Annotated in this window: 17 protein-coding genes; 9 read left to right on the forward strand and 8 right to left on the reverse strand. The window is 67.3% G+C overall.

Annotation, left to right across the window (positions count from 1 at the left end; genetic code table 11):
- The first annotated feature begins 30 nt into the window (after positions 1 to 30).
- The gene (locus tag AC5JBD_RS08885; protein WP_495721436.1) at positions 31 to 1,377 is read left to right on the forward strand and encodes a TldD/PmbA family protein; all 1,347 of its coding nucleotides are present in this window, start codon (positions 31 to 33) and stop codon (positions 1,375 to 1,377) included.
- A complete protein-coding gene (locus tag AC5JBD_RS08890) occupies positions 1,370 to 2,131 on the forward strand; it encodes a 3'(2'),5'-bisphosphate nucleotidase CysQ (protein WP_495721437.1) in 762 nt (253 codons plus the stop codon). Before AC5JBD_RS08885 ends, AC5JBD_RS08890 begins: the two co-directional genes overlap by 8 nt.
- Here the strand turns inward: AC5JBD_RS08890 and AC5JBD_RS08895 are convergent, their stop codons facing one another.
- Genes AC5JBD_RS08895 through AC5JBD_RS08905 form a run of 3 tightly spaced genes read right to left on the reverse strand, consistent with a single transcriptional unit; the run spans position 2,132 to position 5,465 of the window.
- Positions 2,132 to 4,045: an asparagine synthase-related protein gene (locus AC5JBD_RS08895; RefSeq protein WP_495721438.1), complete on the reverse strand. Its 1,914-nt coding sequence runs from the start codon at positions 4,043 to 4,045 to the stop codon at positions 2,132 to 2,134.
- 3 nt (positions 4,046 to 4,048) lie between these two features.
- A complete protein-coding gene (locus tag AC5JBD_RS08900) occupies positions 4,049 to 4,486 on the reverse strand; it encodes a CoA-binding protein (RefSeq protein ID WP_495721439.1) in 438 nt (145 codons plus the stop codon).
- 16 nt (positions 4,487 to 4,502) lie between these two features.
- Positions 4,503 to 5,465, reverse strand: a complete 963-nt coding sequence (locus tag AC5JBD_RS08905) for an Mrp/NBP35 family ATP-binding protein (RefSeq protein WP_495721989.1) — start codon at positions 5,463 to 5,465, stop codon at positions 4,503 to 4,505.
- A 92-nt stretch (positions 5,466 to 5,557) separates the two neighbouring features.
- Between AC5JBD_RS08905 and hflK the strand changes: the two genes are divergently transcribed.
- The 6 genes from hflK to AC5JBD_RS08935 all read left to right on the forward strand — a co-directional run bounded on the left by hflK (position 5,558) and on the right by AC5JBD_RS08935 (position 12,993).
- The gene (hflK, locus tag AC5JBD_RS08910; protein ID WP_495721440.1) at positions 5,558 to 6,643 is read left to right on the forward strand and encodes an FtsH protease activity modulator HflK; all 1,086 of its coding nucleotides are present in this window, start codon (positions 5,558 to 5,560) and stop codon (positions 6,641 to 6,643) included.
- Positions 6,640 to 7,503, forward strand: a complete 864-nt coding sequence (gene hflC / locus AC5JBD_RS08915; RefSeq protein WP_495721441.1) for a protease modulator HflC — start codon at positions 6,640 to 6,642, stop codon at positions 7,501 to 7,503. The genes hflK and hflC overlap by 4 nt, the downstream gene beginning before the upstream one ends.
- 123 nt (positions 7,504 to 7,626) lie before the next feature.
- Positions 7,627 to 9,189 (forward strand): Do family serine endopeptidase, encoded by a 1,563-nt coding sequence (locus tag AC5JBD_RS08920; protein WP_495721442.1) that lies wholly within the window; start codon positions 7,627 to 7,629, stop codon positions 9,187 to 9,189.
- Between the two features lie 65 nt (positions 9,190 to 9,254).
- Positions 9,255 to 10,808, forward strand: a complete 1,554-nt coding sequence (locus AC5JBD_RS08925; RefSeq protein WP_495721443.1) for a helicase HerA-like domain-containing protein — start codon at positions 9,255 to 9,257, stop codon at positions 10,806 to 10,808.
- On the forward strand, positions 10,805 to 11,608 hold the full coding sequence (locus AC5JBD_RS08930) for a class I SAM-dependent methyltransferase (RefSeq protein WP_495721444.1): 804 nt from the start codon (positions 10,805 to 10,807) through the stop codon (positions 11,606 to 11,608). Before AC5JBD_RS08925 ends, AC5JBD_RS08930 begins: the two co-directional genes overlap by 4 nt.
- Positions 11,605 to 12,993: a phenylacetate--CoA ligase family protein gene (locus tag AC5JBD_RS08935; protein WP_495721445.1), complete on the forward strand. Its 1,389-nt coding sequence runs from the start codon at positions 11,605 to 11,607 to the stop codon at positions 12,991 to 12,993. Before AC5JBD_RS08930 ends, AC5JBD_RS08935 begins: the two co-directional genes overlap by 4 nt.
- On the opposite strand, the gene AC5JBD_RS08940 is transcribed toward AC5JBD_RS08935, so the two are convergent.
- The 5 genes from AC5JBD_RS08940 to AC5JBD_RS08960 all read right to left on the reverse strand — a co-directional run bounded on the left by AC5JBD_RS08940 (position 12,959) and on the right by AC5JBD_RS08960 (position 19,446).
- A complete protein-coding gene (locus AC5JBD_RS08940) occupies positions 12,959 to 15,625 on the reverse strand; it encodes a M1 family metallopeptidase (protein WP_495721446.1) in 2,667 nt (888 codons plus the stop codon). The genes AC5JBD_RS08935 and AC5JBD_RS08940 overlap by 35 nt on opposite strands.
- 81 nt (positions 15,626 to 15,706) lie before the next feature.
- Positions 15,707 to 16,099, reverse strand: coding sequence for an acyl-CoA thioesterase (locus AC5JBD_RS08945; RefSeq protein ID WP_495721447.1), 393 nt, complete (start codon positions 16,097 to 16,099; stop codon positions 15,707 to 15,709).
- 16 nt (positions 16,100 to 16,115) lie between these two features.
- On the reverse strand, positions 16,116 to 17,159 hold the full coding sequence (locus AC5JBD_RS08950; RefSeq protein ID WP_495721448.1) for a 2-dehydropantoate 2-reductase: 1,044 nt from the start codon (positions 17,157 to 17,159) through the stop codon (positions 16,116 to 16,118).
- 4 nt (positions 17,160 to 17,163) lie between these two features.
- On the reverse strand, positions 17,164 to 17,610 hold the full coding sequence (gene queF / locus AC5JBD_RS08955) for a preQ(1) synthase (protein WP_495721449.1): 447 nt from the start codon (positions 17,608 to 17,610) through the stop codon (positions 17,164 to 17,166).
- 42 nt (positions 17,611 to 17,652) lie between these two features.
- Complete coding sequence (locus tag AC5JBD_RS08960; protein ID WP_495721450.1) at positions 17,653 to 19,446, reverse strand: GAF domain-containing protein; 1,794 nt, start codon at positions 19,444 to 19,446, stop codon at positions 17,653 to 17,655.
- A 180-nt stretch (positions 19,447 to 19,626) separates the two neighbouring features.
- Between AC5JBD_RS08960 and AC5JBD_RS08965 the strand changes: the two genes are divergently transcribed.
- Positions 19,627 to 21,138, forward strand: coding sequence for a S10 family peptidase (locus tag AC5JBD_RS08965; protein WP_495721451.1), 1,512 nt, complete (start codon positions 19,627 to 19,629; stop codon positions 21,136 to 21,138).

The raw sequence follows: 21,138 nt of genomic DNA on the forward strand, positions 1-21,138 counted from the left end.
TTTTGCGGCTGCCCCCCTTAAGCGCTGCCGATGCTCACAGTGAAAGCAGCCGAGGCGAAGGCCGCGTCGCTCATCGAAATGGCGAGGAAGGCCGGCGCGGACGCCGCCGACGCACTCTATGCCGGCGATGCCTCCACCGGCGTGCAGGTGCGGCTGGGTGCACTCGAGGATGTCGAGCGCTCGGAAGGCGAGGAGATGGGCCTCCGCCTGTTCGTCGGCCGCCGCTCCGCGAGCGTCTCTTCGTCGGACCTGTCTGACGAGGCGCTGGCTGCTCTCGTCGAACGCGCGGCAGCGATGGCGCGGGAGGCGCCGGAAGACCCTTATGCCGGCCTAGCGCCTGAAGAACTGTTGCTGCGCGGCGCCGGTCCGGACGTGGAGGGCGACGACGGCGCCGATCCCTCGCCCGCCGAACTGAAGCAGCGCGCGTTGGCGACCGAGGATGCGGCGCGTGCGGTGGACGGTGTCACCAACAGCGAGGGCGCCGGGGTGAGCGCGGGCCGCTCCGTGATCGCGCTCGCGACCAGCGCCGGCTTTTGCCGCGGCTACTCGACCACGGGCTATTCGGGCTCGGCAAGCGTGATCGCCGGCACGGGCAGCTCCATGCAGCGCGATTATGCCAGCCACAGCGTCCGCCATTATGCCGAGCTCGACGATCCGGAGACACTCGGCCGTCTCGCCGCCGAGCGAACGGTGGCCAGGCTGAGCCCGGCGAGGCTCGCCAGCGGAACCATGCCGGTGGTGTTCGATCCGCGCATCGGCTCGAGCCTGATCGGGCACCTCATCAGCGCGATCACCGGATCGGCGATCACGCGGCGGACCAGCTTCCTGCTCGGCAAGGAAGGGGAACAGGTCTTCGCTTCCGGAATCACGATCCGCGATGATCCCCACCGGCCGCGTGCCCTTCGCTCCAAGCCGTTCGACGGCGAAGGTCTGCCGACGCGCGCGAGCAACCTCATAGAGGATGGCCGGCTGACGGGCTGGCTGCTCGACAGCGCTTCGGCGCGGCAGCTGGGGCTGCAGCCGACCGGCCATGCCAGCCGCGGCGTCGGCGGCAGTCCCGGGGCGGGGGCGACCAATGTCGACCTGCTGCCGGGGAGCATCAGCAAGTCCGAATTGATGAGCGACGTGAAGCGCGGGCTCTACGTCACCGAGCTGATCGGGCAGGGCGTCAATCCGGTCACCGGCGACTATAGCCGCGGCGCGTCGGGCTTCATCATCGAGGATGGCGAGATCGCCGCGCCAGTCGCGGAGATCACGATCGCAGGAAACCTCCTGGACATGTTCCGCATGTTAGCGGCTGCGGACGACCTGGAACATCGCCGCGCGGTCAATGTTCCAACTCTGCGGATCGAAGGAATGACTGTCGCTGGTGCTTGAAGACGTATCGAGGATTGCCGCCGAAGCCGGGAAGATCGCCCACGCCAAGCAGGGCGGAGAGTTCAGACGCTGGGAGAAGGTGCCGGGACATCCGGTGTGCGACATCGACCTGGAGGTCGATGCGTTCCTGCGCGATCATCTGAGCCGGCTCGATCCGGACGCCGGGTGGCTGTCCGAGGAGACGCTGGACCAATCCGATCGGATCGAGCGGCGGCGGGTCTGGGTCGTCGACCCGATCGACGGGACGCGAGACTATCTGCGCGGCCGCAACGGCTGGTGCGTATCGGTGGCCCTGGTCGAGGACCGGGTGCCGATCATCGGCGTGCTCGACGCGCCGGGCCGGGGCGAGCATTGGAGCGCGCAGAAGGGCAGGGGCGCCTGGCGCAATGGCGGGCGGCTGCGGGTCAGCCAGCGTACGGAGTTCAGCGGCGCCCGTGTCCCCGCGGACCAGCTTCCCAACGCCGACAGCGACCTCGTCGCGATCGCCAAGCCGAATTCGATTGCACTCCGTATTGCGCTGGTCGCGGCGGGCGAGGCGGACCTCGTCGCCACGTTGCGCTGGGGTTATGAATGGGACATCGCCGCCGCAGCTCTCATCGCGCGGGAGGCGGGAGCGGCGGTGGCGGGCGTGCTCGGCCAGCCGTTGGCCTTCAACACCGCCTCGGCCGAGGCCTTCGGGGTGCTGGTGTCGACGCCGGGGATTCACGACGCGGCGGCGGAGCGGCTCAGGGAACGTGCCCTCGCCGTCGTCTGATCACTGGTTAGACTGGGCGGCCTTGCGAATGAAGTGGCCCGCCGAAACCCCGCGGAGAAGCGCCAGGCGGTAGGGCTGGAAGACCTCCGGCTTGTGCCAGCCGCCTTCCGGCCAATCGTCGATCAGCGCCTGCATCTTGCCCGCGTCCAGCGCCTCTAGCGCCGGGCCCGCGCTGGCTATGCGGCCGACTTCCTCGCGCAGCTCTTCGCGGGCGGCGGTCAGGCCCTCGTGCCAGTCGACCGCCTGATACCCCTTACGCCGCTCCTCGGTCACGATCGGGGGCAGCCGGTCGGCAAGCGCGCGGCGGGCGAGGGCGCGCTGCGTGCCCTTGGCAAGATATTGCTCGGACGGCACGCGAAGGCAGAATTCCATCAGCTCACGGTCGGCGGTGGGATCGCGCACGTCGATGCCCCAGCCGCCAAGCACGCCCTTATTGTAATTGCCGCGGTCGACCCGGCCGATCGACCACAGGCGCGCCGCAACGCCGCTCCGCCACGGGCGGTAGCTGGTGTCGAGGCCGCGCTCCGCTGCCCGACTGCGGACCTCCGTCACGATGTCAGGCCGGATCGCGCTGTAATCGGTCAGTGAGCGGCCGCGGCCGCGAATGCGTCCGATCAGCGTCCAGAGGCGCTCGGGAAGATAGGGGCCCAGGCTCTGTGAGGCGATCGTGCCGAGCCTAGTCCCGTTGCGGCGCAGGGCCAGCGCCTCGCGCGAGAAGCGGATCAGCCGACCGCGGGCGAGCAGCTGGGTGAGCAGGTCCATGCCCTGGTAGCTGAAGCTCATATTGCCGAGCGATCCGATCAGTAGCACCGGGCAACCACGCTGCCTCGCGCCGTCGAGGATGGCGTGATACCAGCTCTGGTTGCAGATGTTCAGGACCGGCCGCTCGTTGAGGAAGAAGTTGCGGTCGAGCTGGGTAAGCGGATTGAGGCCGCCGGCCGGCACGAGCACATGCTCGATATTGTCGTAAAGCGCGGCCACCGCGGCGGCATGGGCACGTTCGTCGCCGAAGCTCCCCCGAAGGCTCGGCAGCTCGTAATCCTCCCGCGGCACCGACGTGAACGCGATCACCTTTGCGTTGCTATCCACGAGACGGGCGGCGGTTGCGGTAACAGCCGAGCTGTCCAGTCCGCCGCTCAGCGTCGACGCGACGCGGTTCTCGGCGCCTCGGAGGCGGACGCGGACGGCGCGGTCCAGCTGCGCCCGCAGGGCTTCGGCATATTCCTGATCGTTCTTCAGCGTCAGCGGCTCGAGGTTCGGGCGCCAATATTTGCGCGAGGTGACCCCTTCTGGCGTGACTGTGACGATCTGGCCCGCCTCGACCTTGTGGATGCCGGCGAAGAAGGTGCGGGAGCCGGTCTCCGGCATGAGGGCGACGAAGTTGGTCGCGATCTCGATGTCCGGCGCATAAGGGATGTCGGGGAGGGCGTGCAGCCCCTTGGCCATCGAGGCGAAGGCGAAGAGGTCGCGGCCCTGGTGGTAGTGGAGCGGACGCTGACCGAGATAGTCGCGCGCCAGCGTCAGCCGCCGCCTGTTCGGATCCCAGAGTGCGAAGGCGAAGTCGCCGTTGAGCCGCTCGACCGCATCCTCGCCCCACTGTTCGAGCGCCCGCAGCAGGATGGCCGCGTCAGGCTGAGCGCGAGCGTCGGCGAGGCCGAGCAGGGCCACGAGTTCGTCCCGATTGTCGAGGCGCACGTCTGCTACGAGAGCGAGGCCGCTGCCGCCGGTCTGCGGCCCGCGATCGTAGCTGTCCTCGGGTAGGCTGCGATGCAAAGCGCGGCCGATCGAGATTTCGCCGCCTTTCCAGACCGAGGTTCCGTGCGTGCCATAGATCGCCTGGGACCGCAGCATGCGCTCGCAGGAAGCCGCCGTGTCCTCGGCTCCGAAGCTCCAGAAACCGGCAATCGCTGTCACGTTTTATCCGGTCTGACTGATCCTGGGGATGCCGAACCGGGGGATATCGATCTTCGGGCAGCGATCCATCACCACCTTGAGGCCGGCGGCTTCGGCGCGGGCGGCGGCCTCGTGGTTGATGACGCCGATCTGCAGCCAGACCGATTTCGCGCCGGCGGCGATCGCCTCGTCGACCGCTTCGCCCGCGGCCTGGGGGCGGCGGAAGATGTCGACCATGTCGATCGGCTCGCCGATCTGGCTGAGCTCGCGCCACACATATTCGCCGTGGACATGCTCGCCGGTGATCTGCGGGTTGACCGGCAACACGCGGTAGCCATGGCTTTGGAGGAACTTCATAACGCCATAGCTCGGCCGGTCGGGTCGGTCCGACGCGCCGATCATCGCGATCGTGCGGGTGGAGCGGAGCAGCTCCGCAATATCCTCGTCTCTGGTCAGCGGCATGGTGCCTCCATGACTATCAAGCGGGTTGAAGCTGTGCCAGCAGCTTGCGTGCAAGCGCCGCGAAAACCGCTGCTTCCTCGCCCTCACCGGCGGCGGGCGGATGGCCGTTGTCGGAGGAGCGGCGGATGTTGAGAGTGAGCGGCACGCGCCCAAGGAAGGGGATCGACATCACCTTGGCCGCGGCTTCGGCGCCGCCGATGCCGAACGGATCGGAGACCTCGCCGCAATGCGGGCATTCGTAGCCGGCCATGTTCTCGACCAGGCCGAGCACCGCCACGTCCATCTTGCGGAACAGGTCGATCGCGCGGGTGGCGTCGATCAAAGCGAGGTCCTGCGGCGTCGACACGATCACCGCACCGGCCGGTTTCCATTTCTGGATCAGCGAAAGCTGGATGTCGCCCGTGCCCGGCGGCAGGTCGACAAGCAAAAGCTCGGTATCGCCCCAGTCGCCGTCGAGCAGCTGGCCGAGCGCGCTCGCCGCCATCGGCCCACGCCAGGCGAGCGCGGCTCCGGCTTCGACTAACTGGCCGAGCGAGAGCAGCTTCACGCCATAAGCTTCGACGGGAATGATCTGCTTGTCCGCCAGCTCCGGCCGCTCCTCGCTGCCCATGATGCGTGGCTGGGACGGGCCGTAAATGTCGGCGTCCACAAGTCCCACCTTGTTGCCCATGCGGGCGAGGGCGACGGCGAGATTGGCGGACAATGTGGACTTGCCGACCCCGCCCTTGCCGCTGCCGACGGCGACGATGCGCCGCTCCACCTTCTCGGCGGTCATCGCGAGGCGGAGGTCGTTGACGCCCGGCACCGCAACCATCGCCGCGCGGATGCGGCGCTCGAGATTGGCACGCGCATCGGCGGAGAGCCCGGTGACATCTAGGATGAGGCTGGCAACGCCGTCATTGATCCGCGGCGCCTGCACGCGGCCCTTGCTGACGATGTCCTCACCGGCGGGGTCCGGCACGCGGCTCAGGGCCGCCATCATGCTGTCGATGCTCATCTGCCTGCGACGGATAGGCATCTGATCGACCGATGCCACTGTTTTTCGCTCCGGGCCCTTCCTATAAAGGTTCCATGATCAGAATTTTCGGGTGGGGCGCACGTCCCGGCGCAGTGTTGAACGAGAATAAGGGCGGCCCCTGGGGCCCCGGCGGCGGCAGCGGCGGCGGATCCGGAGGCGGCGGCGGTCCGCGCAATCCCTGGGGACAGCCGCCGCGGCGGCCGCGCCCGAGCGGGCCGGGCAACGTCACCTCCCTCGATGATTTCCTGAAGAAGAGCCGCGACCGCTTCGGCGGGCGCTTCCCGACCGGGAATGATGGGCGCCCTTACTGGCTCTACGGCCTCGGCATCGCGGTCGTCCTGTGGCTGCTTTTCACCAGCATCCATCGCATCGGACCGCAGGAAAATGGCGTCCTCACTCGCTTCGGCAGCTATGTGACGACGTTCGAGCCCGGCATCAGCTTCTCCTTCCCGGCGCCCATCGACCGCGTCCAGAAGATCGACGTGCAGCAGATTCGCACGGTCGACATTCCTCCGGGCGGCGGCAGCAGCGAGAATCTGATCCTAACCGGCGATCAGAACATCATCGACCTGGCCTATTCGGTCCGCTGGAATATCAAGGATCCGGAGCTCTTCCTCTTCCAGATCAAGGATCCTGAAGGGACGATTCGCGAGGTCGCGGAGAGCGCGATGCGCGCCGTCGTTGCCGGCGTCTCGCTCGACGACGCGATCGGCGCGGGCCGCAGCGATATCGAGCAGCGCGTGCAGCAGGTGATGCAGCAACTGCTCGACCAGTATCGCGCGGGCATCGCGGTGCAGGGCGTTGCGATCAAGCAATCCGATCCGCCCGCCGCGGTCACCGATGCGTTCAAGGACGTTTCGGCGGCGCAGCAGGAAGCGCAATCCTACATGAACCAGGCGCGCGCCTACGCGCTCCAGATCACCGCCAAGGCGCAGGGCGAGGCCGCGGCCTTCGACAAGGTCTACGAGCAGTATCGCCTCGCCCCCGAGGTGACGCGCCGCCGCATGTATTATGAAACGATGGAGAAGGTTTTGTCCAAGGTCGACAAGACGATCGTCGAGGCGCCGGGCGTGACGCCCTATCTGCCTCTCCCCGAGGTCCAGAAGCGGGCCACGCCGACCGAAGGAGCGGCCCGATGAACGCGCGGCTGCTCCGCAACCCGTTCGCGCTCGGCTTCCTGGCGATCCTGCTGCTGATCCTCCTTTTCAGCACCATCTCGGTGGTCCCGGAGACGCGGCAGGCGGTGATCGTGCGCTTCGGCGAGGTCGATCGGATCGTGAATCCCTATCGTGCCAATGCGCCGTTCGGTCGCACTGGCGCGGGCCTGATCGCGCGCTGGCCGTTCATCGAGGAGATCGTCTGGATCGACAAGCGCATCCAGAGCGTGGACATGGACCGGCAGCAGGTGCTCTCGACCGACCAGCTGCGGCTGCAGGTTGATGCCTTTGCACGCTATCGGATCACCGATCCGCTCCGCATGTATATTTCGGCCCGGACCGAGCAGGCGGTGAGCGACCAGCTTCGCCCGATTCTCGGCTCCGCGCTCAGGAACGAGCTCGGCAAGCGCCCGTTCGCGGCCTTGCTGTCGCCCGAGCGCGGTCAGCTGATGGAAAATATCGAGCGCAATCTCAATCGCGTCGCGCGGCAATATGGCGCCGAGATCGTCGACGTCCGCATCAAGCGCGCCGATCTGCCCGAAGGCACGCCGCTCGAATCGGCCTATCAGCGCATGCAGACTGCTCGGCAGCAGGAAGCGCGCTCGATCCGGGCGCAGGGCGCGAAGCAGGCCCAGATCATCCGCGCCGACGCGGATGCCGAAGCGGCCAGCACCTATGCCGAGGCGTTCGGCAAGGATCCGGACTTCTATGAATTCTATCGGGCGATGCAGTCGTACGAGACGACTTTCGTCAACGATGGATCGGGCACGGAGATGGGCCGTTCGAGCATCGTCCTGTCGCCGAGCAATGAGTATCTCAAGGAGTTCAGCGGGAGGGAGTGAGCGGGCTGCGGCGGGGGCTATTCATTCAATCCCCGTTCAGCCGCGCGACCTAGCTTTAAGAGGGGAACTTCCGCCCGTCCGGGCAGCCCGGCCGGGCATCTGAATACTAGGAGGATCGACATCGTGCGTTATGTTTATGGCATCACTGCCGCTCTTTTGCTGGGCGGGAGCGCCGCAACGCTAGCGACGTCCGTCGGGGCCCAGACCGCTCAGAACGAGCCCGGCACCATCTCGGCGGCGACGCCGCGTCCGGGTGCACCAATGAGCTTCGCGGACCTCGCGGCGCGGCTGCAGCCGGCCGTGGTCAATATCTCGACCAAGCAGAGCATCCAGGTGAGCCGCAACCAGGGCTTCCCGCCGGGGTTCGAGGAATTCTTCCGCCGCTTCGGCGGGCGGCTGCCGCAGGGCGGCGACAATGAGGACAATACCACCACCCAGCGTGGCGGTTCATTGGGCTCCGGATTCCTGATCTCGGCCGACGGCTATATCGTCACCAACAACCACGTGATCTCGCCCGCCCGCAACGGCGCGACGGTCGATGAGATCACCGTCAGGCTCTCCGATCGAAAGGAATATGAAGCGCGACTGATCGGCCGTGACGTCGAATCGGATCTGGCGCTGCTGAAGATCGACGCGCAGGGCCTGCCGTTCGTCCGCTTCGGCGATTCGACCCGCACCCGGGTCGGCGACTGGGTGGTCGCGATCGGCAATCCGTTCGGCCTCGGCGGCACCGTCACCGCCGGCATCGTCTCGGCGCTGCACCGCTCGATCCAGGGCGGCGCGGCCTATGATCGCTACATCCAGACCGACGCGTCCATCAACACGGGCAATAGCGGCGGCCCGATGTTCGACATCAACGGCAACGTGATCGGCATCAACACCGCGTTGATCTCCCCGACCGGCGGCAATGTCGGCATCGGCTTCGCCATCCCAGCCGAGCAGGCGTCGCCCGTCATTAACGCGCTTCGTCGCGGCGAGCGTCCGCAGCGCGGCTATATCGGCGTCAGCCTCCAGCCGCTCGACGAGAGCGTCGCGGCCGCGCTCGGCGTCGCCAAGAATCGCGGCGAACTGATCCGCGGCGTCACGGCGGGCGGAGCGGCGGAGCGCGCCGGCATTCGCCAGGGTGACGTCATCGTTCGCGTCGCGGGCCGCGAGGTCACCGAGGACGAGTCGCTGGCCTATCTGGTCGCGCAGCAGCCGATCGGCTCCCGCGTTCCGATCGAGCTCATCCGCAACGGCCAGCGCCAGACCGTCACTGTCGTGGTCGCCCAGCGGCCGACGACGGAAGAGCTGGCGCGCCTCAACGGCATCGAGACGGACGACGACGAGCCGGGCATTCGTGCCCAGCCGGAGTCCGAGCAGTCCGCCGGTCAGCGTTCTGCCCGCGCCAGCCTCGGCGTCACCGTGCAGGCGCTGACGCCTGAGATCGCACGTTCGCTGCGCATCACCGACACGGCCACTCGCGGCGTTGTCGTCGCCTCGGTCGATCCGGGCAGCGATGCGGCGGCCAAGGGTATTCAGCAGGGTGACGTGATCCTCTCGATCAACCAGCGCCCGACCCGGACGCCGGAAGAGGCCGCCGCGGCGGTCGAGGCCGCGCGCGGCACCGGCCGCGGATCGGTGCTGCTCCTCATCCGCCGCGGCAACGCGCCGGCCCTTTACGTCGGCGTCGACGTCCGCCGCTGACCCGTTCGCCGCTTGCCGCGCCTCATTCCTTCGGGAATAGGTGCGGCGGCAGCGAAGGGGATAGCGTGGACGAGGGCATCCTGATCGGACTCGGCGGCAGCGGCGAGCTGCAGCGCCTGACGCTGAGCCGCGCCAACCGCCACGGGCTGATCGCCGGCGCGACCGGCACCGGCAAGACCGTGACGCTGCAGGGGCTGGCGGAAGGCTTCTCGGCGGCCGGCGTGCCGGTGTTCGTCGCCGACGTGAAGGGCGACCTCGCAGGCATGGCGATGCCGGGATCGCCGATCCATCCGGCGCACGAGGCGCTCACGCGGCGTGTGGTGGAGCTCGGCATGGCCGACTTCGCTTATGCCGACAATCCAGCGATCTTCTGGGACTTATACGGCGAGCAGGGCCACCCGATCCGCACTACCGTGTCGGAGATGGGGCCGCTGCTGCTGGCACGCCTGCTGAACCTCAACGAGACGCAGGAAGGCGTGCTGAACATCGCCTTCCGTGTTGCCGACGAAGAGGGGCTGCTGCTCCTCAATCTCGAAGACCTCCAGGCGCTGCTCATCCATTGCGGCGAGCGGGCGGGCGAGCTCTCCACCCGCTACGGCAACGTCACCAGGCCCAGCATTGGCGCGATCCAGCGCCAGCTGCTCCAGCTCGAATCGCAGGGCGGCGACCGCTTCTTCGGCGAGCCTGCGCTCGACATCGCCGACTTCATGGCTGTCGACGAGCTCGGCCGCGGCTATGTCAGCATCCTCGCCGCCGACAAGTTGATGGCGAGCCCGCGCCTCTATGCGACCTTCCTGCTCTGGCTGCTGTCCGAGCTGTTCGAGGAGTTGCCTGAGGTCGGTGATCTGCCGAAGCCGAAGCTCGTCTTCTTCTTCGACGAGGCGCACCTGCTCTTCGACGACGCGCCCAAGGCGCTCCAGGACAAGATCGAGCAGGTGGTGCGGCTGATCCGGTCCAAGGGCGTCGGCGTCTATTTCGTGACCCAGAACCCGATCGACGTTCCCGAGGAGGTGGCCGGCCAGCTCGGCAACCGCATCCAGCATGCGCTCCGCGCCTATACGCCGCGCGACCAGAAGGCGATCCGCGCAGCCGCCGAGACCTTCCGCGTCAATCCGAAGCTCGACGTCGCCACCGCGATCACGGAGCTGAAGGTGGGCGAGGCGCTCGTCTCGGTGCTCCAGGAGGATGGTGCGCCCTCGCCGGTCGAGCGGACGCTGGTGAAGCCGCCGCGCTCGCGCCTGGGACCGCTGACGATGAAGGAGCGGGCGGTGATCCAATCGATCTCGCCCGCGGCTGGAAAATATGACGAGGCCGTCGATCGCGAGAGTGCCGAGGAGATATTGAAGGCGCGGGGCGCCGAGGCGGCAGCCGCCGCTGTCGCCGCGAAGGCCGAAGCGGCCGAGGCCAAGGCGGCCGCGGAGCAGGCCAAGGTGGAGGCCCGGGAGCGCGCGGCCCAAGCCAGGGAAGAAGCGCGCCTTGCCCGCGAACGGCGAGCCAATCCCCCGCTCCACGAGCAGATGGTGCGGCAGGTCGGCAAGGCGGTGCAGCGGCAGGTCGTCAACAAGGTCGCAGGCTCGCTGTTGCGCGGCCTGCTCGGTGGCTTGTTCAGGGGCAGGTGAGGGACGCGGGCGGAATGGCTTCCGATGGACGCGACTTCCATCTGCGCTGGAAAAGGTCGCAGCCGCCCCTCCGTCTGCACCCTGACGTTCCAGTCGCGGTCGCAAGGCACCTGGAGCCAGGCGATGACCCGGTCCTGCTGCTGGGGGTGACGCCGGAACTGGCCGACATAGCGGCGCACGTGGTGGCGATGGACTGGAACGAAGCGATGATCGCGTCGGTCTGGCCCGGCGACACTTCCGCCAGGCGCGCCATGCTGGGCGACTGGCGCAGCATGGCGCTGCCGGACAAGTCCATGGCGGCGGCGGTGGGCGACGGCTGTTTCACCATGCTGAGCTATCCCGAGGATGCGAGGCTGCTGATCGAGCAGCTTGCCCGGGTGCTGAGGCCTGGGGCTCGGGCCGTGATCCGCTGCTTCGCGACGCCCGAGGAGGGGGAAGATGTGCTCGCTGTACGGGACGCCTCTTATGCGGGCGGCATCGGCTTCCATGCTTTCAAGCTGCGTTTCAACCAGGCGGTCACGCTCGAATCGGGACGGATGAGCATCACCAGCGACGATCTGTTCCGCCGCTTTCAGGCACTGTTCCCGGATCGCGAGGCGCTGTCCCGCGCAAGCGGCTGGAGTCTCGAGACGATCGCTGAGATGGATGCATATCGGGGTGCGGCGTCGATTCATTCCTACCCCAGCCGCAGCAGGCTGCTTGAGCTCGTGCCGGACGGGATGCGCGATGCCTTCTTCGCGCCGTCGGGCGACTATCCGCTCGCCGAGCGATGCCCGCTCTTCATTCTCGACTTTCCATGACGGGTGCCGACGAGCGCCTCGCGACCATGTGCGGCGACGTGCCGGGCTCGCTCTGGCCGCCTGTCTTCAGCACGCGGAGATCTTCGCTCGCCGCGCTGATGCTGACTCTCGAACGTTCGCAATGGTCCTCCCCCGAGCTGCTGCAGGCCGGGCAGTTGCGGCAGCTCGGCTCGCTTGCCGCGCACTTCGCGGACCATTCGCCACGCTTTCGGGAACGGCTGCACCGCGCCGCTCTGGAGGCGTCCGATCTGGGAAGAGCCGAGGGCATCTCTGCCTTGCCGCCGCTGACGCGGCGCGAGATCCAGCAGGACCCCGACAGCTTCTTCTCCCGTGCAGTCCCGGAAGGCCATTCGCCGCTGCAGCTGTTCCAGACCTCTGGTTCGACCGGCGAGCCGGTAAAGGTCCTGAAGACGGCGCTGACGCAATTGTTCTGGACCGCGCTGACGCTTCGCTATCATTTGTGGCACGAGCCGGATTTCACCGGCCGCCTCTGCGCGATCCGCGCGCTGGTCCAGGAGGCGCGGGAATCATCGAGCTGGGGCTCACCCTTCAGCGACTTTTTCGAGACAGGGCCGGCCCTCCTCGTCGACAACGGCACCGACCTGACTTTGCAGATCGAGCAGGTGCGGAGGTTTCGGCCCACCACCTTGATCATCTATCCCACCAACCTCGCAGCGATGATCGACCGATTTCAGAGGGACGGCATCACGCTCCCCGACCTCCGCCGCGTCCGCACGGTCGGCGAGACGCTGCCCCCGGACGTCCGGGAGGCCGCGGAACGGCGGCTGAACGTCGAGCTGCGCGACTGCTACTCGTCCGAGGAATTCGGCTATCTCGCCATCGAATGTCCACTCGGCGGCCTCTACCACCTCATGTCGGAGGCGCTGCTCGTCGAGGTTGTCGACCAGCAAGGCCGCCCCTGCCGGGAGGGCGAGATTGGCCGCCTCGTCGTCACCGATCTCCACAACCACGCGTCGCCGATGATCCGCTACGACATCGGCGACTATGCCGAAGTCGGTGGCCCGTGCCCCTGCGGCCGCGGCCTGCCGACGCTGCGGCGGATCCTGGGGCGGACACGCAACATGGTCGTGCGGCCGGACGGCAGCACCTATTGGCCGATCACCGGCTTCAAGCACTTCCGCAACCTGGCGCCGATCGTCCAGTATCAGCTTGTCCAAGACAGCCTGACCAGCGTCGAGGTGCGGCTGGTGGTGGAGCAGGCGCTGACGGCCGACCAGGAGCAGGCCGTGTCGAGCCACATCCAGAACTTCCTCGGCTACCCCTTCGAAATCCGCTTCAATTACTTCGAAGACCGGATTCCAGCGGGGCCGAACGGCAAGTTCGAGGAGTTCAAGAGCCTCGTCTCGCCTCCAGCCAGCGGGTGATGTCGGGCAGGCGCTGCTCGCGGACGCGCGCACGATCACGCACGGCCGAGATGGATTGCCGCGCCGTCTGGGCTGAATCCGGATGCGCTGCCGCGAACGCCTCCAGCTTCGTTACCATCGCCGCATCCGCGGAGCCGGCGGCCAGGCTCGGTATGTAGGCGGCGCGGGCGAAGGCATCGACCAGCGGCTCTACCGCCGCTCGATTGGCCACGGCAAAGTCGTAGGCGAGATCGGGATGTTCCGCTGCCACGGCGGAGATGAGCGCCGCCCGGTTGGTGGCCCCCGGTTCCTCGGTCAATGCTAGTTCCAGAGAGCGCCGGGCAAGGGCAGGATCCCGTGCGCTCCCGAGCAGCCCGTAAAGCCCTTGCCGCACCTGCGCGCTTTTCTCGTCCCGCGCCTGCGCGCGAAGCTGATCCCAGCCGGCGGCATCCATGTTCGCGGCGACGGCGGCGAGGATCGCGGTGCGGAGCGGACCCTGCGTCGCGAGCGGGTCGCCGGCGTCGCGGAGGCGCCGGGCTTCGGCGGCCACTGTTGGATCGCCGAGCAGACCGAGCGTGCGGATGAGGTTCGCCCGGAGCACGGCTACGCTCGCCTGCTCATTCGGTTTGGCGCGCCAGCCGATGCGTCTCAGCACCGGCCCCAGCTTCGCAGAGGCGTAGCGCGACACCAGCGCCTGTCGTGCGGCGTCGCCTTGGTAGAGGCGAAAGAGCTGGGTCAGCACGGTCGCGGCGCGGCCCCAGAGCTGCGGATTGCCGTTGGCGGGAATCGCCTCCACCAGGTCCATGGCCTCGGCGGCCGATTGGTAGCCGGCGAGACCCAGCGCCCAATTGTCGGCGACGAGGCCGATCTGGTCTATCGGCTGGAGGCGCGCGAAATCACGTTCGATGCCGTCCAGCAGCGCCGGCGCATAGAGCGTCCGGTAATAGCCGGCCTGCCCCTGGTTGACGATGGCGGTGCCGCAGCCCGGCAGCGACAGGCTGCCCGACCCGCCCTCGATCAGCATTCGTGCCTGCCTGCCGCCGGCGACTGCGGCGATGACCGGCACGCGCCATGCGAGCGGCGTCTTGTCGGGACGATCGCGGCTGAACTCGCCTTGGCGCAGCGACACGTTGGTGCGTCCGCCGGTGCAGGTGGCGCTCTCGACACGGATCAAAGGTACGCCCGGCTGCCGCGTGAAATCGTCCGCGACGGCACGCACCGGAACGTCGGACGCGCTCTCGACCTTGTCCCACAGGTCCCGCGTCACGGTGTTCTGGAGGCGGTAGGTGCGGATATAATCCCGGACGCCGCTGCGCCACTGATCTTCACCGACATAATCCTCCAGCATCGTCAGCACCGCTTCGCCCTTCTGGTAGGTGATGACGTCGAAGATGCGGTTCATCTCCTCGACCGTCTTCACCTCCTGGATGACCGGGTGGGTCGTGGCGACGCTGTCGAGGTTCATCGCCGTCTCGCGGGTCCCGATCCGCGCCAGCGTCGGCTCCCATTCGGGATGGATTTCGGTGAGGGCCTTGGTGGTGATCCACGAGGCGAAACTCTCGTTCAGCCAAATGTCGTCCCACCATTTCATGGTGACGAGGTTGCCGAACCATTGATGCGCGATCTCGTGGGTCAGGATCAGCGCGATCGACTGCTTGCCAGCCTCGGTTGTGATCGCCGGATCGACCAGCAGATACTGGTCGAAGGTGAAGATCGCGCCCCAATTCTCCATCGCCGCGAAAGACTGGCTGCCGCCCGGGCCGGCGACATTGTCGAGCTTGGGCAACGGGTAGGGCGTGCCGAAATACTCGGTATACCAGGGCACGACCTTGACGGACTCCGCGAGCGCGAAGCGGCCCTGCTCGCCTGATCCGCCCTTTGTGACGATGGCAACTTCGGTGCCCGCGCTCGGCGCGGCGATGCGGTCGAAGTCGCCGACGCCGAGGAACAACAGGTAGCTGGACATCGCCGGAGTGGTCCGGAACGTGACGATGCTGCTGCCGTCGGGCCGGTTCTCGCGTCCAGCCTCCGGCATGTTGCTCACCGCGCGCTGGCCGGCGGGGATAGTGACGCGAAGGTCGTAGGGCGTGCGGAAGTTCGGCTCATCCCAGGACGGCATGAAGCGGCGGCCGTCGGCCGGCGCAAACTGGGTGTAGAGCGCCCGCCGGGTGCCGGCGGGCCCTTCATAGTCGAGCGCGAAGAGGCCGGTCGCCTGGGTGTTGATCTTGCCCGTATAGTCGATCTGAAGCTGGTAGCGGCCGGGTCGGATCGCCTGCGCGAAGCGGAAGGTGGCGATCTGCTGTGCTGCGTCGGGCCGGATATCCACTGGTGAGATCGCCAGCGGCGGGCTGCCGGGCACGTTGGTAAGCGACACGCTGCCGAAGTCGAGCTCCATGGCCGAGAGCGTGATGCTGTCCACCGGCTCCAGCACCTCGATGTCTATCCTCGCGGTGGCCGCGAAGCGCAGGTTCGCTGCGTCGGGCTGCACGGAGATCGAGTAATGGAGCGGCCGGACGGTGCGCGGCAGCTGCGTCGGGACCTCGCTTGCCGTCGCTGCGCTGGCCGCCGGTGGGACGCGATCCGAAGCGGCGGTGGTGCAGGCGGCGAGGACGGCGGTGAATGCGAGAGCGGAAGCGGTCGCGAGAAGACGCATCGGGTCTGGGTCCTTGGCAGGGGAGCTGCGCCGGGACCTTGCCCGGCTCACCGGGTGAGTCAATCGATCGCCGGGAAAGCCTCAGCTGCGCGGGAAGAAGTGGCTCGCGATATCGGCGGCGATCCGGGACGGGCGGAGCGTCTCGGCATCGAGGCAGCACCAGCTCGACTTCACTTCCGCCAGCACTTCCTCGCCCCGCTTGATCAGCGTCTCGTAGAAGGCGCGGGCACCCTGCACCTTCTCGAGCACGACCGAGGCAACGACCTCGTCATCGAGAAATGCAGGCTTGCGGTAGGTGATCTCGTGCTTGAGCGCGACCCAGAGGTGCTTGGCGACGGCCTCAGCGGGGGCGAGCTTCTGCCAGTGGCTCACCACCGCATCCTGCACCCACTTCAGATACACGGCATTGTTCACGTGACCCATGAAGTCGATGTCGGCGGGGTCGATCCCGATCCTGAAGCTGTGCGCGGCCATTGGACTCACATTAGTGTCAGTAGCCGAAGATTGCGACCCCGCGATGACCTTCCAGGACATATTTGCGCAATTGATCGGGGCTCCACAGCCGCTCGACGCCGGCCTCGCGTTGTTTGATCAGGCTGACGATGGCGCTGTTCACCGGCGCCTCGCGGCCGAGCGAGGCGGCAAGGCGCACGACCTCCCCGTTCAGATAGTCTATCTCGGTCTCACGGCCCGAATTGAGGTCGTCTGCCATGGACGAGCGCGCCTGCGCGTCGATCTTCTGGACCTTAAGCAGCAGGTTCCTGAAGATGAAGTCGGGCGCCGCGATGGCGTGGGGGAGGAGCTTGGGCGGAAGCGGTCCGCTCTGCGCAGGCTCGATCCCCGCTTGCTTGAGGAGGTCGAGCGCCTCGACGATCGATGCGGCGACGACGCGCCGATAGTCGCGCTTGCCGAGCTGATCGAGCAGGGTTTCGCCCGACAGCGCATTCACCGCATTGTTGAGGTTGATGAGCAGCTTGCCCCAGGCGACCGCGGGCATGTCGCTCGCGAGCCGGAGCCTGCCCGGGCGGTCGCCTATGCGGGCGGCGAGAGCGCGGCTGGTCTCCGTCTCCTCCGCCACGAGCTCGCCGGACGTCCCTTTGTGGAAGCGGCCGCTGCCGAGATGCGCCACATTGTAGGGCACCACGCCCTGCACCACCTCCGGCCTGGGCAGCAGCCTCCTCAGTGTATCGGGGTTGCTGACGCCGTTCTGGAAGCTGAAGACGGCCGGCTTCTTCTTGCCGTGCGCGGCGATCTGCTTCGCCGCCGCTTCCGTGTCGCTGCTCTTGACGCAGAGCACGACGATGTCCGCCTTGGCCAAAGCTGCCGGCTTGGTCGCGAACTCGATCAGATCGTGCGCGAGGTGGATCCGCCAGCCGGTATGGTCGCTGAGCGTCAGGCCGTTCGCCTTGATCTCGTCCCGCACCCGCTCGCGGCCGATGAAGGAGACGCTGCACCCGGCCGCCAGCCAGGCGCCGCCGACGAAGCAGCCGATCGAGCCGGCGCCGAGAACGACGATGCGCGGCCCGTCCGCCACGCCCTTAGCCCCGGCCGCGATAGGCGGGGACGCCCTGGTCCGGCACCCAGAGACCCTGCGGGGGATCGCCGGACTGCCAGAAGACGTCGATCGGCATGCCGCCGCGAGGATACCAATAGCCGCCGATCCGCAGCCAGAGCGGCTTCATCTCGGCGACGAGCCGCTCGGCGATGCCGACCGTCACGTCTTCGTGAAACCCGCAATGATTGCGGAACGCGCCCAGGAACAGCTTCAGCGACTTTGATTCGACGATCGTCTCGCCGGGCGCGTAGTCGATGACGAGGTGGGCGAAATCGGGCTGGCTCGTCACCGGGCAGAGCGAGGTGAATTCCGGCGCTGTGAACCGAACCAGATAGGGCCGGCCGGTGCGCGGGTTGGGCACATAATCGAGAACGGCATCGTCGGGCGACGAGGGGAGGGAGCTGCCCTGGCCGAGATGGGTGAGCGTCATGGGCCGCTCTCTAGAGCCGCCCGCGCCTCCTGTCATGCCGCCCTAGGCAGCGTGCGGGCCGGCGACCAGCTCCTTCTCGACGAGCCTGCCGAGATCCTCGAGCAGCTTGCGTTCCTCGTCGGTCAGCTGCCGCGGCCGATGATCGATGATGCACAAGGTGCCGATGCAGTGCCCCCCGGCGATGTGCAGGGGAGCGCCCGCATAGAAGCGGATGCGGGGCCCGCCGACCACGATCGGATTGTCGGCGAAGCGCGGGTCGGCGAGCGCATCGGGGACGACCATCACCTCATGCTGCTTCAGCGCATGGGCGCAGAAGGACACCTCGCGCGAGGTCTCGCACTCGTTGGTGCCGATGCACGACTTGAACCATTGCCGGTCCTCGTCGACCAGGGTGACGAGCGCGACCGGCACGTCGAACAGGGCCGCGGCGATGCGGGTATAGCGGTCGAAGCGCTCCTCCGGCGCGGTATCGAGGAGGTTGAGCGAGCGGAGCGCCAACAGGCGTTCCTTCTCGTCTTCGTCGACAGGCGCCCGCAGCCAGCGGAACTGGCCGCGCATCAGCCAGGTGCGGATGCGGGCGCGGGCATATTCGCCGGAAAAGGGCGTCTGCAGCCAATCGGTCGACTTGCCGAGGCCGCCATTGCCCGGATTCGCATCTGGGCTCAGGATCATGATCGGGAGATCCGCCTCTGCGGAACCGGCAAGGCTGCGGATGGCGTCAGACAGGTCCTTGCCTTTGCTGTCCGGAAGATTGTCGTCGATGATCACCAGCGACGGGTGCTCGCTCTGGAACAGGCGCAGCGCGGTCTCGCCCGTCGCCGCCTTCACCATCTGCACCGGCTCCGCCTCGACCGCCTGCTGCAGCTTGTCGCTGACCGAATTGTCGGCGGTGGCGACGAGCAGCAGGGGCACGCCGTCCGCGCCGACATTCAGCGCGTGATCGAGCTGGGTTTCGGCGACATTTGCCGCTTCGGGAGCGTTGAGGTCGAGGATCATCCCCTCGGCCGCCGCGAAGACGTCGAGGATGGAATCGGGGCCGAGGCTCGCGCGGTCGCGCTCGACCAGCCTGTCCAGCGCATCGTCGGAGCGCATCGGATCGTGATGGCTGAGCGCGAGCCGCTTCACGCCGACCGAGTCGCAGATCTTAACGACATATTCGTGGGTGCTGTGGCCCCAGCCGATTTTCGGCTCATATTCTTCGGCCGTATATTGCGCGTCGTGGATGACGAGGTCTGCGTTGGCGAGGAAGTCGGCATGGAGCCGGTCCTGCCCTGTGATCGGCCCTTCCGCGGCGGCAAGGGCCCGGGAATGCGGCTCGTGATCGCACGCATAGACGATCGCCACGCCGTCGCATTCGATCCTGTAGGCGAGCGTAAGGGCCGGGTGGTTCAGGAAGCGCGTGCGGATCGTGATATCGTCGATCCGGAAGCTGCCTTCCGACAGGCTGTTATATTTCATCTCCGCCGCGAACGCGTCCGGCGTGACCGGGAAATAGGTGAACTCCATCTGTCCTGCGAGCGTGTCGCGCAGCGAGTCGCCGAAGCCCTGCGGGGCATAGAGGTCCCATTTGTAGCCGGGGATGAAGAAAGGCGCGAAGAAGGGGATACCCTGGATATGATCCCAATGGGTGTGGCTGATCAGCATGTGGCCGCGGATCGGCTTGCCCTGCCGCGCGAGGTGGGCGCCGAGCTCGTGCCCGCCCGTGCCGCAGTCGATCACGAGGAATGTGCCCTTGGAGGAGACCATCTGCACGCAGGAGGTATTGCCGCCGTAGCGCACGGTGGACGGGCCTGGCTTTGCCAGCGACCCGCGCGTTCCCCAGAACCGGACCTGCATCCAGATTTCCCCGTACCCGCGACTCCGCGTCCCGGGACTCCCGGCCGCTACTGAGCAACAGGCGAGGGGATCAGTCAAGGACCGCGCGCGAATGAGTCGCAAGTGCACCAAAGCGGACCGGCTTCCGTGGCGGCGGAGGCCGTGCAATAGCTGCGACGCCCGAAACGGATGAGGATCGCGATGCGCCGGACTTTGCCGATTGTTTCCTGTGTCTTGGCTGCGGCTCTGGCCGCCACTGCCGCGCCGGCGCAGGGGCAAAGCGAGGCCAGGCCGGTGCCGAAGGAGGATGCACCGGCAATTCCGCCGCCGAATATTTCCGTGACCCGGCACAGCGGCACGTTCGGCGGCCAGCGGATCAACTATGTCGCGACCGCGGGCGAGACCTACTTGAAGGCCGCCGACGGGACGCCGCGGGCTGCGATCTTCTCGACCTCGTACGTGAAGGAGCCGCGCGATCCCAACCGGCCGGTGACCTTCCTGTTCAACGGTGGCCCCGGATCGGGATCGGTCTGGCTGCACATGGGCGCGTTCGGGCCGAAGCGGGTCGCAATCCCGTCCGACGCGCGTGACGACAGCGGCCCGCCCTATCCGCTGCTCGACAATGCCGACAGCCTTCTCGACGTCACCGACATCGTGTTCATCGATCCGGTCGGCACGGGCTTCAGCCACGCGCTCGGCAAGACCGAGCCCAAGGAATTCTGGGGCGTCACCAAGGATGCCGAATCGGTCGCGCAGTTCATCCGCCTCTGGCTCAACGAGAATGGCCGATGGAATTCGCCAAAATACCTGGGCGGCGAGAGCTACGGCACGACGCGCTCGGCCGCGGTCGTTGATCAGCTGGAGGGCCAGTATAACGACGTCGCGCTGAACGGCGTGATCCTGATCTCGACCGTGCTCGATTTCGCTGCCGGCGCCGACACGCCGGGCAACGAGCTGAGCCCGGTCCTGAACCTGCCTTCGATGGCGGCGACGGCGCTCTATCACGGCAAGGCTCAGGCTCCGTCCGTCGAGGGGTTCGTCGAGGAGGCGCGGCAATATGCGCTGGGGCCCTATGCGGCGGCTCTGCTGAAGGGACAGCGGATCAGCGCGGAGGAACGCGCATCGGTGCGGCGCGAGCTGGCCCGGTTCACCGGACTGTCCGAGGCGTATCTGGAACAGGCCAACCTGCGAGTCACGCCCGACCGCTTCTACAAGGAGCTGCTGCGCGATCGCGGCCTCACCGTCGGGCGGCTCGACAGCCGCTATACGGGCCGCGACTATGACAACGCCGGTGAGACGCCCGACAACGACCCCAGCTTCTACGGCATCGACGCGGGCTATACGGCGGCGATCAATGCCTATGTCCGCGGGCCGCTCGGCTACAGGACCGACCGATCCTACGTTACCATCGGCAGCGTCGGCCCGTGGGACTGGCAGATACCGGGCGGCCGCGACGCCAACGCTTATCTCAACCTCACCCCCTATCTGGGCAAGGCGATGCGCGAGAATAGCGGCATGCGCATCTTCGTCGGCCAGGGCTATTACGATTTCGCCACGCCCTTCTTCGCGGCCGAATATGCGCTCTCCCGCACCGGCATCCCGCAGGAGCGGATCGAGTATCGATATTATGGCTCCGGCCACATGATGTACGTGCGCGACGAGGACCGCAGCGCGCTCAGCCGCGACGTCCGCGCCTTCATCCGGGGGAGATAG

Source organism: Allosphingosinicella sp. (assembly GCF_059502505.1).

Excerpts from the sequence above, each read along its gene's own strand:
- AC5JBD_RS08885 (WP_495721436.1), top strand. The coding sequence starts at position 31 with ATGCTCACAGTGAAAGCAGCCGAGGCGAAGGCCGCGTCGCTCATCGAA.
- AC5JBD_RS08900 (WP_495721439.1), bottom strand. The coding sequence starts at position 4,486 with ATGCCGCTGACCAGAGACGAGGATATTGCGGAGCTGCTCCGCTCCACC.
- AC5JBD_RS08905 (WP_495721989.1), bottom strand. The coding sequence starts at position 5,465 with ATGGCGGCCCTGAGCCGCGTGCCGGACCCCGCCGGTGAGGACATCGTC.
- hflK (WP_495721440.1), top strand. The coding sequence starts at position 5,558 with ATGATCAGAATTTTCGGGTGGGGCGCACGTCCCGGCGCAGTGTTGAAC.
- hflC (WP_495721441.1), top strand. The coding sequence starts at position 6,640 with ATGAACGCGCGGCTGCTCCGCAACCCGTTCGCGCTCGGCTTCCTGGCG.
- AC5JBD_RS08935 (WP_495721445.1), top strand. The coding sequence starts at position 11,605 with ATGACGGGTGCCGACGAGCGCCTCGCGACCATGTGCGGCGACGTGCCG.
- AC5JBD_RS08940 (WP_495721446.1), bottom strand. The coding sequence starts at position 15,625 with ATGCGTCTTCTCGCGACCGCTTCCGCTCTCGCATTCACCGCCGTCCTC.
- AC5JBD_RS08945 (WP_495721447.1), bottom strand. The coding sequence starts at position 16,099 with ATGGCCGCGCACAGCTTCAGGATCGGGATCGACCCCGCCGACATCGAC.
- queF (WP_495721449.1), bottom strand. The coding sequence starts at position 17,610 with ATGACGCTCACCCATCTCGGCCAGGGCAGCTCCCTCCCCTCGTCGCCC.
- AC5JBD_RS08960 (WP_495721450.1), bottom strand. The coding sequence starts at position 19,446 with ATGCAGGTCCGGTTCTGGGGAACGCGCGGGTCGCTGGCAAAGCCAGGC.
- AC5JBD_RS08965 (WP_495721451.1), top strand. The coding sequence starts at position 19,627 with ATGCGCCGGACTTTGCCGATTGTTTCCTGTGTCTTGGCTGCGGCTCTG.